This window comes from Sulfolobales archaeon (assembly GCA_038881635.1).
Taxonomy (GTDB): Archaea; Thermoproteota; Thermoprotei_A; order Sulfolobales; family AG1; genus WYEN01.
In genome coordinates this window covers 1-14602 of the sequence record JAVZPJ010000003.1, presented here as the reverse complement: position 1 = coordinate 14602, position 14602 = coordinate 1, and the positions used below count along the sequence as shown (strand labels likewise).

The 14602-nt window shown below is 37.8% G+C and carries 15 protein-coding genes; 7 read left to right on the top strand and 8 right to left on the bottom strand.

Translation table 11 applies throughout. From position 1 onward, the window contains the following. Positions 1 to 47 precede the first annotated feature (47 nt). The gene (locus QXS89_02750; GenBank protein MEM3831100.1) at positions 48 to 1985 is read left to right on the top strand and encodes a beta-CASP ribonuclease aCPSF1; all 1938 of its coding nucleotides are present in this window, start codon (positions 48 to 50) and stop codon (positions 1983 to 1985) included. A 58-nt stretch (positions 1986 to 2043) separates the two neighbouring features. Further along, positions 2044 to 2322: a hypothetical protein gene (locus QXS89_02745; GenBank protein ID MEM3831099.1), complete on the top strand. Its 279-nt coding sequence runs from the start codon at positions 2044 to 2046 to the stop codon at positions 2320 to 2322. 41 nt (positions 2323 to 2363) lie between these two features. On the opposite strand, the gene cysS is transcribed toward QXS89_02745, so the two are convergent. The 4 genes from cysS to QXS89_02725 all read right to left on the bottom strand — a co-directional run bounded on the left by cysS (position 2364) and on the right by QXS89_02725 (position 5042). Then, entirely contained in the window at positions 2364 to 3779 is a 1416-nt protein-coding gene (gene cysS / locus QXS89_02740) for a cysteine--tRNA ligase (GenBank protein MEM3831098.1), read from the bottom strand. A 116-nt stretch (positions 3780 to 3895) separates the two neighbouring features. Then, the gene (locus tag QXS89_02735) at positions 3896 to 4228 is read right to left on the bottom strand and encodes a hypothetical protein (protein MEM3831097.1); all 333 of its coding nucleotides are present in this window, start codon (positions 4226 to 4228) and stop codon (positions 3896 to 3898) included. 56 nt (positions 4229 to 4284) lie between these two features. Further along, complete coding sequence (locus tag QXS89_02730) at positions 4285 to 4827, bottom strand: hypothetical protein (GenBank protein MEM3831096.1); 543 nt, start codon at positions 4825 to 4827, stop codon at positions 4285 to 4287. Beyond that, positions 4827 to 5042, bottom strand: coding sequence for a hypothetical protein (locus tag QXS89_02725; protein MEM3831095.1), 216 nt, complete (start codon positions 5040 to 5042; stop codon positions 4827 to 4829). The genes QXS89_02730 and QXS89_02725 overlap by 1 nt, the downstream gene beginning before the upstream one ends. Before the next feature lie 84 nt (positions 5043 to 5126). Between QXS89_02725 and QXS89_02720 the strand changes: the two genes are divergently transcribed. Together QXS89_02720 and QXS89_02715 are read left to right on the top strand one after the other, a co-directional pair. Then, positions 5127 to 5876, top strand: a complete 750-nt coding sequence (locus tag QXS89_02720; GenBank protein ID MEM3831094.1) for an ABC transporter ATP-binding protein — start codon at positions 5127 to 5129, stop codon at positions 5874 to 5876. Then, entirely contained in the window at positions 5876 to 7258 is a 1383-nt protein-coding gene (locus QXS89_02715; protein ID MEM3831093.1) for an ABC transporter permease, read from the top strand. The genes QXS89_02720 and QXS89_02715 overlap by 1 nt, the downstream gene beginning before the upstream one ends. On the opposite strand, the gene QXS89_02710 is transcribed toward QXS89_02715, so the two are convergent. Further along, positions 7245 to 7544: a DNA-directed RNA polymerase subunit M gene (locus QXS89_02710; GenBank protein ID MEM3831092.1), complete on the bottom strand. Its 300-nt coding sequence runs from the start codon at positions 7542 to 7544 to the stop codon at positions 7245 to 7247. The two genes, QXS89_02715 and QXS89_02710, sit on opposite strands and share 14 nt — an antisense overlap. Positions 7545 to 7738: 194 nt before the next feature. Here QXS89_02710 and QXS89_02705 point away from each other — a divergent pair, with 194 nt between their 5' ends. From QXS89_02705 to QXS89_02695, 3 genes are all read left to right on the top strand, one after another. Beyond that, a complete protein-coding gene (locus QXS89_02705) occupies positions 7739 to 8011 on the top strand; it encodes a hypothetical protein (GenBank protein ID MEM3831091.1) in 273 nt (90 codons plus the stop codon). A 68-nt stretch (positions 8012 to 8079) separates the two neighbouring features. Then, the gene (locus tag QXS89_02700) at positions 8080 to 8379 is read left to right on the top strand and encodes an RNA polymerase subunit Rpo13 (protein ID MEM3831090.1); all 300 of its coding nucleotides are present in this window, start codon (positions 8080 to 8082) and stop codon (positions 8377 to 8379) included. Positions 8380 to 8481: 102 nt separating this feature from the next. After that, positions 8482 to 11364, top strand: coding sequence for a DEAD/DEAH box helicase (locus QXS89_02695; protein ID MEM3831089.1), 2883 nt, complete (start codon positions 8482 to 8484; stop codon positions 11362 to 11364). A gap of 1 nt (position 11365) precedes the next feature. On the opposite strand, the gene QXS89_02690 is transcribed toward QXS89_02695, so the two are convergent. The 3 genes from QXS89_02690 to QXS89_02680 form a co-directional block, all read right to left on the bottom strand. Then, a complete protein-coding gene (locus QXS89_02690) occupies positions 11366 to 12130 on the bottom strand; it encodes a hypothetical protein (protein ID MEM3831088.1) in 765 nt (254 codons plus the stop codon). A 74-nt stretch (positions 12131 to 12204) separates the two neighbouring features. Continuing rightward, complete coding sequence (gene pgsA, locus QXS89_02685; protein ID MEM3831087.1) at positions 12205 to 12795, bottom strand: archaetidylinositol phosphate synthase; 591 nt, start codon at positions 12793 to 12795, stop codon at positions 12205 to 12207. Positions 12796 to 12833: 38 nt separating this feature from the next. After that, positions 12834 to 13949, bottom strand: coding sequence for a hypothetical protein (locus QXS89_02680; GenBank protein MEM3831086.1), 1116 nt, complete (start codon positions 13947 to 13949; stop codon positions 12834 to 12836). Positions 13950 to 14602: the final 653 nt, after the last annotated feature.

Below are 14602 nucleotides of genomic sequence, written 5' to 3'. Positions count from 1 at the left end.
TTTCAATTAGACACTCTTAAAACAAGTTTTATCTGAGGTAGTAGGAGATGAGAGATAAGATACTAGAGAACATGAGAAAGGTGATCGCAAGCAACATCCCTGGAGAAGCTGGCCTGAGAAGAATAGAGTTCGAAGGACCTTACATCGTAGTGTATGTTAGAAATCCTGAATTTATAACAGCAGATTCTAGCTTCATAAAGAATATTGCGAAGACTATTAGAAAAAGAATTGTGATCAAGGTAGATGAGAGTGCAAGAAAAGATCCTAAGGAGGCTAAGAAAATAATTCTAAGCATGCTGGATCCTGAGGCTGGGGTGACGGAGAAGGATATAGTATTCGATGATGTTTTAGGAGAAGTAGTGATCAAGGCAGTGAAACCAGGACTTGTGATAGGAGATGAGGGGAAGACTCTCAAACAAATACTAGTTGAAACAGGTTGGAGACCTAAGGTTGTGAGAAAAATTTCTCAGGAATCCCGACTTCTAGAAGGAATTATAAACTACATGCTTCAGCAGAGTGATTACAGAATAAAAGTACTTAGATCTGTTGGCGAAAACATTCACAGAGGCTCTGTTCTAGGTAGCAAATATGTTAGAATAACGGCATTAGGAGGATTTAAAGAGGTAGGCAGATCTTCTATACTGGTTGAGACTGCTGAAAGTAAAGTTCTACTGGATTTCGGTCTTAATCCAGGTGTTTCAAAACTTCCTCATTCTTATCCTAGAATTGATGCCATAGATCTTAGTCCAGAAGATATTGATGCGATTATAATAAGTCATGCTCATATAGATCATTGCGGGCTTGTTCCTTTATTATTCAAATTCGGGTATAGAGGACCTGTTTACACCACAGAAGCTACTAGAGATCTAATGACTTTGCTTCAGCTAGATCTGCTAGACCTATCTAGAAGAGAAGGTAGAACTCTTCCATATACTCATAGAGAGGTTCAGCAGATGATCCTTCACACCATACCTCTCAAATACGGTGAGACTACAGATATAACACCAGATATAAAGCTTACATTCTATAACGCAGGGCACATACTAGGATCTGCTATGGTTCATCTTCACATAGGCAATGGATTCTATAATATACTCTACACAGGAGACATGAAGTATCAGAAGACAAGACTCCTAGACAAGGCTGACGATCAGTTTCCCAGAGTAGATGCTATAATACTTGAGAGCACATATGGAACAACAGTTCTACCGCCTAGAAATGAGGCTGAGAATAGACTTATCGAGATTATAAGAAGAACTGTAGAGAGAAATGGAAAAGTCCTCATACCAACTCTAAGCGTTGGAAGAGCTCAAGAGATAATGCTAGTTCTTAGGGAGGCATTCATGAAAAAACTCATACCAGAGACCACGGTGTATATAGAGGGAATGATTGATGAGGTGACAGCCATATATATGGCGTATCCAGAGCTTCTAGCTAGAGAAACATTCCAACTCTTTAAATCAGGTGAAAACCCGTTCACATACGAGACTTTCAAGAGAGTTGATGATAGAAATGCCAGAAATGATATAATAGAATCCAAGGAGCCTTCAATAATAATGGCTACGAGTGGCATGATGACAGGAGGTCCTGTAGTAGAATACTTCAGATATCTAGCCTCAGATCCTAGAAACTCTCTTATATTCGTAAACTACCAAGTTCAAGGAACACTAGGTAGGAAGATAAGAGATGGAGCTAAAGAGATAACGCTTTACACCGAGGATGGAAGAGTTGAAGTGATTAAGGTGGCTATGGAAGTATACAGTGTAGAAGGATTCTCAGGTCATAGTGATAGAGATCAGCTTATATCGTTTCTAGCCAATATGGAGCCTAAGCCTAGGAAGATAATATTAAATCACGGCGAGGCATCGGTAATAACAGAATTTGCAGAAGCTCTTAACAAAGATAAAGAGTTGAGAAAGATTCTTAGAAGCTATGAGGTTGTGGTTCCTGAGGTTTTGGATACTCTTACGCTGAGAAGCTCCTGAGATTCTTATTCTAAAGGATTTAATCTCTGAAGATAAAATATGGATGAAGATGGTTCTGATGAGAGAGAAAGAGCGTAGAAATTTAGATCTTAGGGTAAAGGATCTCATAATAGATCGAACAGAGATCCTTGATAAGATCATATACGGAGGACTTGTAGAAGATTTCATAGACTGGCTAAAGAGAAGAGGGATCGAGCTTAACGAGATAAAGCTAGAAGATGTTGATTATAGGAGTTTAATTGAGTACGCTATTGAGAAACATCTTGTAGACCTGAGGACAGGATTAGATCCGAGTCCTGAGAGAAGTAAGAATAAGAAGTCTCAAGAAGATTTCTAGTATATACCAGGATCATGCATTGATAGTAGGATTCTAAGATTTTATTCTCTGATCCACGTGGTTTCCTCTCCTCTATCAAGTAGCCTTACACCTCTTCTCATAAGCTCTTCCCTGATCCAATCAGCTTCTTCATAAAGTTTCTTCTTTCTAAGCCTTCTTCTGATCTCTACTACTAATCTAATCATATCCTCCAGATCTTCTGATCTCAGGCTAGATCTCTCTATAGGAAGTATTCCTAGTATTCTATCCATTCTTTCAAGTGTTTTAAGTGCTTTAAGAGCTAGGCTGCTACTATTACTTGTAATAATCTCGCTATTGATTAGTGTAATAAGTCTATTAACCTGGGCTAGAGCCTCTGGAGTGTTAAGATCGTTATCTAGAGCACTTTCAAAATCAATCTGTATAGAATCTATCTCTCTCCATATACTTAGTTCTTTTTCTTTCAGCTTGTGTTCAATAGGATTCTCTGATATGATTCTGAGGAGAAGTTCATATGAAGTTCTGATCTTCTTATAAAGTCTCGAGGCTTGTTCTAGTGCTTCTTCCTTATAATCTAAAGGCTTTCTATAGTGAGCTGAAAAGATCCAGAGTCTGATAACTTGAGGAGACCACTTAGCTATGGCATCTTTGAGGAGCACTATATTTCCAAGACTTTTACTCATTTTCTCGCCGGATATGGTTAGATAGCCTATGTGAACCCAGTATCTAACCCACCCAGATCTACCGAAGTAGCTCTCGCTCTGAGCTCTCTCATTTTCATGATGGGGAAATATAAGATCCTGACCTCCTCCATGAATATCAATCTCAGATCCCAGATACTTAGAGCTCATAACACTACACTCAATATGCCAACCTGGTCTGCCTCTCCCCCACGGGGAATTCCAGTAAGGTTCTCCAGGTTTAGCTGCTTTCCATAGGGCGAAATCGTATGGATTCTTTTTCTCTCTCACAAACTCTTCTTCCTGACGCCATTCTTCTTGAAATCTTCTTCCACTAAGTCTCCCGTAGTCGCTATATGTCGTCACATCGAAGTATACAGACCCGCTAGGAGCTACATATGCATGACCCTTATCTATGAGTCCTTGGATGAAACTTATTATATCCTCTATATGCTCTGTAACTCTAGGATGAAGATCAATGCTTATACCTAGTTGCTTCATTAGATCCATGTACTCCTTACTATAGTAATCGACGATCTCTTTCCAATCTTTTTTCTCTTCCTGAGATCTTTTTATGATCTTATCATCTATGTCAGTTATATTCTGAACATGGATGACATTATAACCTTTAGACATTATATGTCTCTTAAGAAAATCAAATGCTACATAAGATCTAGCATGACCTAGATGAGTATGATCGTAGGGTGTAGGTCCGCAGAAATATGCTTTTACAATACCTTCTGAAGAACTTTTAAACTCCTCAATGCTCTTACTAAGAGTATTGTAGATCCTTAACACAAATGGACTTTCACCAACTATGATAGATTAAAAACCAATATAAGCATTCATTTAAAAGATAAGACCTAGATCTTATTCGAGGAGTTTATAGAGTGAGAGCTTGAGCCTTAGAATCCTTATAAAACTCCTATATCTCTCAGCTTAGCCTCTATGATCTTTTTGGCTTCATCGAGATCTGGTTTTAAAGTTGCTGTGTTAAATGGTATCTTAGAGAGAACGAGTACAACTCTTCCATCATCAAGTTCTACAAATAGTTGTGGAAGCCATGCGAATCCGAAATCATCTTTCTCGCCATGCTCGTTAGCGTACACATAATCTTCCTCGATGATCTTCAGTTCAACACCTAGTCTTTCTGAAAGCCATTTAGCTAGCTCGCTGAACTCTTTATTTTGAGGATGATGAGATGCATTGTCTAGAACAACTCTTTTTACACCTGCTATCTTAAACACCCTAGTAGGAGTAATAGTTCAAATCTTATATATAGTAGATCTCTATGAGCACCGATCTACACGTCTTCTTGCTCGAGATCTGCATATGATTCGAATCTAAGAATATACCTCCAATTAACATTTAGAATCATCTGAGAGTAAATGTTATGAATATCATCTATAATGTCTATTCTTTCCAAAAGATTTGAGAATACGGGAGGTTTCGTATTTTCTAGAGTTTCATAGATCTCTTTGTAAGCGTTGAGAGGATTTATATATTCCACCACTTCAGCATTAAAACTTCTAGCTCTATCTTTATAGCTATTCACATAAGCATAGATCAGGTTTAGAAGCTGTATTCCTGCATCAATATCTTTCACATTGCCCAAGGATCTTTCTTCGTATAAGATCCCTTGAGAAGTTGAGACTCTGAGAATGTATTTTCCATTCTCGGCTAAAAGCAGATGCTCAATAACTATATAAAGAGGAGGTTCTCTATCACTTATCCCGAAATCTTTTACTCTTAATGAATAGTTAAATCTCCAGATATTATGTCCGCTAAGATCTAGCTCTTTCCCGAACCAGAGAATCCTCATCTTGTCGAAGATTTCTTGAGGCATTAGCTACCTATCTCTACTAGGTTCTTGCACACCTCTTTAAGTTTCGAGATCAAACCCTCTAGATCTTCTTCTTTAACTACGTAGGTGTAGAGGTATCTCCTAGTTCTAGCCTTGATCTTAGAAGATCTTTTTTCTCCACCTCTGACAACCCTGCATTCTATAGCTCTAGAGGCTATCTCTATAAATTTATTTAGATCCTTCACTTCTATAGGCAATATCAGGTTCACCATCAAAACTAATCTGAGAATGCTTAAAAACATTAGATGAAACTATTCTATGGGTCTCAGAAGGTTCAACTTATGAAAAACAGTGATAAAGCTGTTATAGTGAGGAATCTAGTGAAGAGATTCGGTTCTTTCGAAGCTTTGAAAGGTATTTCTTTTAGCGTTGAGAAAGGCGAGGTTTACGGACTTATAGGACCTAATGGTGCTGGCAAGACTACTACTTTTAGAATTCTATCTACTCTGATACTTCCCACATATGGTGAAGCCTATGTAGAAGGTTTTGATGTGGTTAGAGATGCTGAAAATGTAAGAAAGATCATTAGTTATCTTCCAGAGGAAGCTGGTTCTTATAAGAATATTAAAGGTATAGAGTATCTAGATATGATTTCAAGGATCTATTATAGAGGTAAAGAGGCAGATGAAGTTCTAGAAGAGGGAATTAAAATATCAGGGCTTTCCGAGAGAGATCTCAGAAGACCTATGAAAGAGTATTCGAAAGGTATGAAGAGAAGAATACAAGTTGCAAGAGCACTCATGATCAGACCTAGAGTAGCTATACTCGATGAACCTACCGTAGGATTAGATCCGATTCAGAAGAAAGAGATTCGAGATACTATAAGAAGATACTCAAAAGAGAAAGGTATAACAGTGCTCTTCTCAACACATGAAATGAAAGAAGCTGAAGAACTATGTGATCGCGTGGCTATAATAGATGAAGGACTCATACTAAGCGAAGGATATATAAAAGATCTTCTTAGCATAACCGGTAGTAGGGATCTAGACGAGGCCTTTATAAAACTTGTTAGAGAAAGGAGGGCTATCTGATGAGTCTCAAGGTACTGATTAAGAAAGATTTCTACGATATGATACGAGATCCTAGAATATGGATCCCAATGATCCTAGGTATAGCATTAATGCCACTACTAGGATTATTTATAAGCTTGACAGCTTTTCAAAGTACTATATCTTCTTCACTTAGCGAGCTTAAGATCTCTATATATCTATATAACTACACTGATACACCCATAGAAAAAGAGTTCATACTTCTCCTTAAAACATTGGCTCCTAATATGAGAATCACACCTGAGATATACTATCTCAACTCTATCGAGCTTCCTAAGACAGCTGATAATCCAATAGTTGTCATAAATATGAGCTCGATACCTGGGATTCTTAGTAGTAGTAAATTATCTCTGTATATTCTAGCACCTTATAGAGGTAGTCTTGCATACCAGATGAGCATCTCGACAATCCTCCCACGAATAGAAGAGCTTATAAATACTATATCTACATCTCTATACGCTAAATATAAAAATATAACAGATCTAGAGCTTGAGTTTATCAAGAACCCTGCTTCCTACAGCCTAATGTACTATGAGCCTGAAAAGAAGATTCTATTTCCATTCTCATTAGCGGAAAGCTTTATAATTCTACCTCTTATAATTCTAGTACTAATTATGATGATAGTAATATCTACTCTAAGTTATTCAGCGATCTCAACAGCTGTAGAGAATGAGGAGAAAACGATGGAGATACTGCTTACAATGCCTTTGAAGAGAGAGTTAATTATATTATCCAAGTCTGTGGCTGGGATGTTTGTGGGAATATTAGGATCTGTGGGATTTGGAGTCGGATATTATATATACATTCAAATGTTCACTCTATCAATACCTTCATCTATGAATGCTACTTCTCTTAATACTATGATCTCTGTATTTCCCGGTGCGGCTGGTGTACTTGGAGAGATCTTTCCCGGATACGCTCTCTATCAGACATCTCCACCGTTGTCGCCTATTGTCATAGGTATCCTTATCTTCTATATAGCTCTATCAGGGTTCTTCTACTCTCTCCTCGGAGTTTTCATAGGTGCTGTGAGCAGTGATGTTCGTATATCTCAATCTCTCTCAAGTTTTCCCACTATTCCTCTGGTACTGATCTTCATAGGATCTCTCTTCATAGATCTCTATGGTCTTCCAGATCTCTACAAGTTCATACTGCTATCTAATCCCGTGACAGGACCTCTAGTTCTATCTAGTTTAATAGAACATCCGAGGTTCGTGGAGTATTCGATAATAGGATCTATTATGATTGTTATTGAGAACATAGCAATTCTACTTCTTATATCAAGATTATTCCTCTTCGAATCTTTAGAAAGATATAGAAGAAAACTACCTAGCCTGCTAAAGAGAAGAATTACTCCTCGCTAGATTCCTTCTCTTCACTCTCTTCGCTGGAAAGCTCTAGGAATATCTCGTAGAACTCTTCCTTTTCTTGCTCTATCTCTTCTAGAGATCTAAGAATCTTAGAAGAAGATTCGCTTATCTTCGATGTTTTAATCCTACTCTCACTCGAAGGCTTTACAGTGGTAGAGTAGCTTTGTATAGCATCTTGTGTTGCGTGAACCTCAAATCCACACTTACTACATTTTAAAATCATCTTATCTTTAGAGTGTACAGGGATCATTATACCTCCACATTTAGGACAGAACATCATCTGCTCTCAAACCCACGACTTATTATTATAGGCTTATCCGGTTTATAAGTCATTGTAGGTAGTAGAACTTCTTTTAGAATGAGTTCTACATATAAGATGTGAAACCTCTTCTTCTAATAGGAGATCACTAGAGATAGATGACTCCTGAATTTTTATTATACTAGAATAATAGAGTTCTTATTAGGTGTCTTGTAGTGAGTAGAAAAGTTCACTATCTAGATTTAGAAGGTATGGCTCTTAACGGTCTTATAAGAAAAAGTATTATGCAAGACTGTAGTGATAGTAAGGTTAGAAAATCTAAGATAATAGTAGAGACAGTATCTGGCGAGAGTATTGAGACAGATTGCATAGAATATGAAAGACTTGTTAGAGTGTGGATCGTTATAAAACATTATGAAAAGTGGAATAAGAATCTAGTTGAAAAAGTATCAGAGGAAATACTGAAGAGAGAAGAGATAGATACCTAACTCAGGATATGAATCAAGAAAATTAATATAGCTAGAACATATATAATAACATTAGCCAGGTCACCTCCATGAGCGAGAGCGAACAAGATGAATATATTGAAGAGATCGGAGAAGAGGAGGAAGAGGAGGAATACGAAGATATTGAAGAGGAAGGTCATTTCACGTTAGATCAGATCAATATAATGATCCAGGCTACAGAACTATGGGATCAGCTGATCCAAGGTTCTAAAAGCTTAGAAGAGGTATCACAGTATCTCGGAACTAGAAGGAGAACTGCGAGAAGGAAAACCAAAGGTGGTGAAAAAACTGAAAAAGCTGAGACAGAAGAAACTGCTAAAAGAAAGATTTTAAAGAAAACTAAGAAATGAACGCTACTCTAATATTCTCACGAATCATAAAACGCTCCATGAGAGCCAGAGTACCTAGAGAGATCGAGCTGGTGGATGCAGGCTCTAGATAGTGTGAGAATAATGAACCTGATGGAAAATCTACATCCTCTAGTAAGAGAAGCCATTGATAAGATCCTGAGGTTTAAAAGTCTTACTAAGGTCCAGGAAGAGGTTATAAGATATCTGATGAAGACATCAGATAATGTTAAGGAGAGTAGCAGTCTAAAACATCTTCTTGTGATAGCTCCGGTAGGAACTGGTAAAACATATGCTGTGCTACTACCAATACTTTCAAAGATCCTCTATAGGAGGAGTAGCAGTGCTACTAGTGGAATAAAGATTCTCTATATAACTCCTTTAAGAGCTTTAAATAGAGATCTGTTTGAGAGATTGATTGAATTATTCAAGTTCTTAGGTCTAGAGATCAGAGTATGGCATGGAGATACATCTTATAGTGAGAGAAAAAGAATCAGAGAGAAACCTCCTATAATGCTGATCACAACACCAGAAAGCCTTCAGAATATCTTAGCATCAAGAGCTCTCATAGAAGCGTTCAGAGATCTTGAGTATGTAATAGTAGACGAAATACATGAACTTATTGATAGTGAGAGAGGTTGTGAACTCAGTGTAGCTCTAGAAAGACTGTGGGAGATTTCAGGACCTCATATGAGAATAGGAGTATCAGGATCTGTTGGAAGCCCTGATCTGGTTGCCAGATTTCTGGCAGGAGTGAACAGAGCCTATGATATAATCGATGTATCATCTGGAAAAGAGTATCTTGTAAATATAGTGATACCGAATCTCATAGATCGCAGATCGCATTATAGTGATGAAAGCGATATAAGAATCGAAATGCTCGAGAGATTGCTTGAGAGATTGAAGAAACCTGTTCTAATCTTCACAAACACAAGAGATCAAGCTGAGTACATAGGTAGTGCTTTGAGACTTAAAGGTTTGAACATGCTAGTACACCACGGATCTCTTTCGAAAGATGAGAGGGTTGAAGCAGAAAAAAGTCTTAGAGAAGGTCTTATAGATGGAGTCATAGCAACATCAAGTTTAGAGCTGGGTATAGATATAGGAGTTCTAGAGAATGTGATTCAGATCTCTTCGGCTAGACAGGTGACTAAGCTTATTCAGAGAATCGGGAGAAGCGGTCATAGAGAGCAGATCCCATCTAGAGGCTTTGTAATACCTATGCTAAACTTATTTGATATTGCTGAAAGCAGTGTATTAGCTAGAAGAGCCTCAGATCTGAGGATTAATAGAAGAAATCTTGAGAGTGCTAGAGTGAGAGTTAACCCTCTAGATGTGCTAGCGCATCAAATAGTAGGGATCTCAATGAGCGGAGAAGCTTCTATAGAAAATATTAAAAGAATTGTGAGAAGAAGCTACTGTTTTAAAGATATAAAAGATTCAGAGATAGAAGAAGTTATAAGCTTTCTGAAAGAGCTGAAGATGCTCACTTACGATGGAAAGAATATAAAGCCTACTCGGAAAGGTGAGATCTATTATTATTCTACTACGATGATCACTGATACTAAGAAATACTATGTGATAGACATGATATCTAGAAAGATCATAGGAGCTCTAGATGAAGAGTTTGTAGTTAGAGAAGTAGAGGAAGATGCAACTATAGCTCTGGGAGGAAGATTTTGGGTTGTTAGAGGAGTTTCTGAAGATAAGATCTACGTGGAGGAGGCTAGGGAGTCTAATATTAAGATACCTAGATGGATTGGGCAGCAGATACCTGTGGAGTATCGTGTTGCGCGAGAGGTTTGTAGCATGATTAATCTATCTCTATCTGATCCTAGGAAGGCTTCGGAGATATGGTCTAGAGATGCTGTTGAAATTATATCTAGAATCGCCTTGGAACATGTGAATTCAGGATCTCCTCTACCCAGAGAAGATCTTATACTGGTTGAGAAATGGTTTGATCCTGGATCCGGCTTTACATATCTATTCTTATATACATGTCTTGGAAGTAGAGGTAATAGAGCTCTTCTATATCTTTTACAAGCTTCCCTAAGAGAACTTGCAATCAGATCGTTTTCCGGTATAACTCCATACTCTATAGTTCTATTATTCCAATCTGATATAGATCCGATCTTGATCGAGAGAATAATCAGAAATGAAGCGTTGAGACATGCCGATACAGACCATATAGAAAGTAGAATTGTCAGAAGTATTGAAGAATCTAATGAAATTAAATGGTATATAGTTTCTGTGGCCAGAAAACTCGGAGTTATAAGTAGAGAGATCTCGCTGAGAGAAGCTAGAAGATTTGCTGAATCCTATAGAAATACGATTCTATGGAAAGAAGCCGTTAGAGAAGCTCTGCATGAGCTCATAGATCTAGATGTTCTAAGAGATTTTCTTAGGAGGGTTAACATGGGGAAGGTTACATTCTCTCATGTCACAAGATCTAGTCTAAGTATTATGGCTAAAGCGTCTCTGGAAATTCTATCAGGATACGAAGTGGTTAGAAGAGGCGAGTCACTACCTCCAGAAATGCTTGCTGAAATTGTAAGAAGAAGACTTGATGAGAAGAATGTAGAATTAATATGTCTCTCATGCGGGTATTCATACTCTAAAAAACTTAGAGATATACAGGATCCTGTTAGATGTGAGAGATGTGGTGCGGTTCTCGTCGGGTTGAACAAGTATGAGAGTGAGAAAGCTAAAACTCTCGTGAGAAGAGTTCTAACGAGACCTTACATAATTAAGAGATCTGATTCTCTTACAAGTGATGAGAAAGAGTTAATAGAGTTTCTTAGAGAATCTGCTGACATGATAGCATCTAACGGTAAGAAAGCTCTCTACGCTCTTATGGGAGTAGGGATCGGGATAGATACTGCGAAAAAGATTCTATGGAATAGCAGAACAGATCAAGAGCTTTTCATCAATATCCTAGAAGCTGAGAAGAAGTATCTTAGAACTAGAGAGTTTTGGAATGATAGATAGCTCATGCTCTAGGAGCTACCCAGTATACAGCGCTCGCCCCTCCTTCCAGAGGTATATATATTTTCATGGGTTTCGAAGGGCCGAATGATAATGTTATAAGAGACTCCTTAGGAAGACCTTTAACAATAGTTTTCAAGAGATCTATAGCATACTTGGATACAACAGCATCAGACTTGCTACTAATAGACAAAAGACCTCTACCTTCTTCGAGCACGGCTTCGTATCTCATGAGCTCTCCAGAACTTCTGATCCTGAGCTTTGATTTGTGAACGTTGAACTCAGCTTCGTCAGATGCGACAGCCACATCTCTTATGATACTAGAAAGTAGATCACTTGAGATCTGTATTTCTGTCTCTAGCTCAAGATCAAGTTCTCCAGGAGGTTCTTCACCTTCTTCTCTCAAATGAACTAGTTGGACTTTTTCAATACCTGTCTTCGGATTAATGATTCTCATAGTAAGATCTCTATCACCTTCTCTATACTCTATATGAACTTTCTCTCTCTTACTTAACCTCTTTATAGCCATCTTTAGATCCTCTTTCTCTAGAAAAAGCTTAACTTCTCTATCTAGATTAAACTCCTCGAAAGCGAGTGTAGGCGCTACCAGTTTGATCATTATCATCTTATCAGGGGATATACCTAGAATCTTCAATCCATCGCTCTCCACATTTAGCGGTATGACCTCTAGAGATGATATAACCATTCCAAATATCTTTCTTACGAAAGAACCATCTGAGTGTAATATGCTGAACATATCTTCAACCATGATAAACCTATAGTATTTAAATTTAAAAATATGAGTACCGAGTTCTCTATGAAGGATAATCCTAAGGGAATTTCTTATCTATCTCTAGAAACTTTTCTCATGCTCTGTGAAACATGCACAACTCTCTCTATGAAAGTATATAGCGTTAGAATGATCATTATATAAGCGCCTATGATCATAAGCTCCCTAGAGAAGATGCCTAGAATAGAGATCAAGGCCAGATAAATTATCCTCTCCCCCCTCTCCATAAGCCCTACACCCTCTATTTTCACACCAAGACTTTCAGCTCTAGCTCTTGTATAGCTTATCATCAGGCTGAGCACTATTAATATGATCACAATATTAAGATCAAGACCTAGAAATGATAGAGAGTAGATATAGATAGCATCAGAAATCCTATCACATGTAGAATCTAGAAACGCTCCAAAACCTGATACCCTACCACTAACTCTTGCAACCTCTCCATCCAGCACATCGAAAAATGATGATAGAAGTAATCCTATTAGAAAGCCTGGGAAGGAATACTTCATAGATAGTATGGGTGTTAGTAGAGATATAGAGAATCCTGAGAGAGTAAGTATGTTGGGGTTAATCTCATACTTAGCTATAGCGAGTGCTATAGGTGTTATAAATCTCTTGAAATATGTTCTAAACCTATTTAGCATTATAAACCCCTCTAGCTATTCTTCTAATCCATAAAAGATCACGAGGAGAGTTCTTCGGAGGCGAGATCTTTGATAACATCTCTAAGCCTCCTATATGCTCTTCTATATAGATCACTACCTACGCTGAGGATCTCTCCTCCATCTATAATAATTTCTTTACCTATGATAACACTCTCTATTCTGGGCATATCCCATAGAATCATTCTAAGAAGAATATTCTTGTCATGGTAAAACGGAGAGGCAGGAGGTTGAGATAGATCGTACATAACTAGATCGCTGTAAAGACCTTTCTCTATGAAACCTGTGGGGAGTCCGTATACTCCTGCTACATCTCTAGTCAATCTATTAAACAGATCTACAAGGCTTAATCTTGTTCTATCAATTTGATAGATCATGTTATCTGTCACGATTCTGCTTCTATTAGCACCTGTGCCTATAAACTTTCTCCCACTGATCACTTCATCAATGCTAACATTAGGATCTGTTGATATGCTCATTAAATTTCTGCAGAGATCTGGTGGGGGGTCTACGACTATCACTTTCGAATCATCTTGAATCTTATCGCATAAACTCCAATGAATCAAAACCGTGTTGTTGGGCATGAATTCTCTGATAACTTCTAAAAGCTCTAATCTGCTAGTATAAAAAGCTACTCTCAAAAGATCCTCTTTATACCTCTCATACTTTCTCATCCTCAGCACATGATCAGCGGTCTCCTCTTTACTATATCTATCTATATTGACAACAGCTATCATTCTCACACCAAGTAGATCCGCTATTTTAACTGCGAGATCTATTTTCGGAATCTCTGTGACAACAGTAGTCACTCCCCTCATAACTCTTGAGATAACTCCTATCACTGTAAGATAATACACGTCTGTATCACTTAGAACAGATAGAAGATCTTTGTTCTCAGAGATTTTTTTAATCTTCGAGAGAGCTATCAGGCTGCTGAGAGGTGATAGATATGATATAGAGTATCCATCGATCATGCCTGGTATTATCATTCTATTCTCACCATTAATCAAGATATCCGGGTACTTGTACTCGCTAGGACTTTCACCTTCGCCTACATCACTTATGATCCCATCCTTCACATAGATAAAACCTTTCTCAGCATACTTCATACCTCCTCTATTATCTGGTAATAGCATTGATACATTCTCGATAAGAATTCTAATCTCAACTCACCACTAATCCTTAGAATTATAGGGGTATTTATTAGGATCCAGATATTATGAGAGGAAACGAAGACTGGTAGATATCAAAAGATAACCATCAGTCTTCTCTCAAGAGCTTCACAGCTGATTATAAGCTTTATCTTTATATAGAATCATAGTTATAGCTTTCTATTGAAATACCCGCTGAAAAGAGATAAGAAGAAGATAGAATATCTCCACTAAAAATAAGGTACACATAACAATCAAGAAGAATAACATAAAGCAATATAAACCAAAACAGTTGCGATAGGCTTTCAGAATGATCTGGAGCTTTCATATCTTAGGTATCGGAGTAGCAGGATTTACAGATGAATGATATTATCCACCTCTGCAGAGCAGGGTCTAGAATATGTGAATAAAATCTTCCTCGGATTAGTATTCCTAACATCTCTCAAGTGCTTCATCATAACTTATGGGGCTGTTTTCTTTTTGATGTTTACTTGTGTTGTTCACATGCTTTGTTGCTGTTCATGTTATTTTCGTTCTGGAGTGTTTGAATGGTATGAGATGTGCTGATGCTTGTGTCTGTCTACACCGGCGGCATTAAACGGTAGAACAACTGCTACATAGCTCATATAGGGGAATCC

Excerpts from the sequence above, each read along its gene's own strand:
- QXS89_02715 (MEM3831093.1), top strand. The coding sequence starts at position 5,876 with ATGAGTCTCAAGGTACTGATTAAGAAAGATTTCTACGATATGATACGA.
- QXS89_02710 (MEM3831092.1), bottom strand. The coding sequence starts at position 7,544 with ATGATGTTCTGTCCTAAATGTGGAGGTATAATGATCCCTGTACACTCT.
- pgsA (MEM3831087.1), bottom strand. The coding sequence starts at position 12,795 with ATGCTAAATAGGTTTAGAACATATTTCAAGAGATTTATAACACCTATA.
- QXS89_02690 (MEM3831088.1), bottom strand. The coding sequence starts at position 12,130 with ATGGTTGAAGATATGTTCAGCATATTACACTCAGATGGTTCTTTCGTA.
- QXS89_02745 (MEM3831099.1), top strand. The coding sequence starts at position 2,044 with ATGAGAGAGAAAGAGCGTAGAAATTTAGATCTTAGGGTAAAGGATCTC.
- QXS89_02695 (MEM3831089.1), top strand. The coding sequence starts at position 8,482 with ATGAACCTGATGGAAAATCTACATCCTCTAGTAAGAGAAGCCATTGAT.
- QXS89_02680 (MEM3831086.1), bottom strand. The coding sequence starts at position 13,949 with ATGCTATTACCAGATAATAGAGGAGGTATGAAGTATGCTGAGAAAGGT.
- QXS89_02720 (MEM3831094.1), top strand. The coding sequence starts at position 5,127 with ATGAAAAACAGTGATAAAGCTGTTATAGTGAGGAATCTAGTGAAGAGA.
- QXS89_02750 (MEM3831100.1), top strand. The coding sequence starts at position 48 with ATGAGAGATAAGATACTAGAGAACATGAGAAAGGTGATCGCAAGCAAC.
- QXS89_02730 (MEM3831096.1), bottom strand. The coding sequence starts at position 4,827 with ATGCCTCAAGAAATCTTCGACAAGATGAGGATTCTCTGGTTCGGGAAA.
- QXS89_02700 (MEM3831090.1), top strand. The coding sequence starts at position 8,080 with ATGAGCGAGAGCGAACAAGATGAATATATTGAAGAGATCGGAGAAGAG.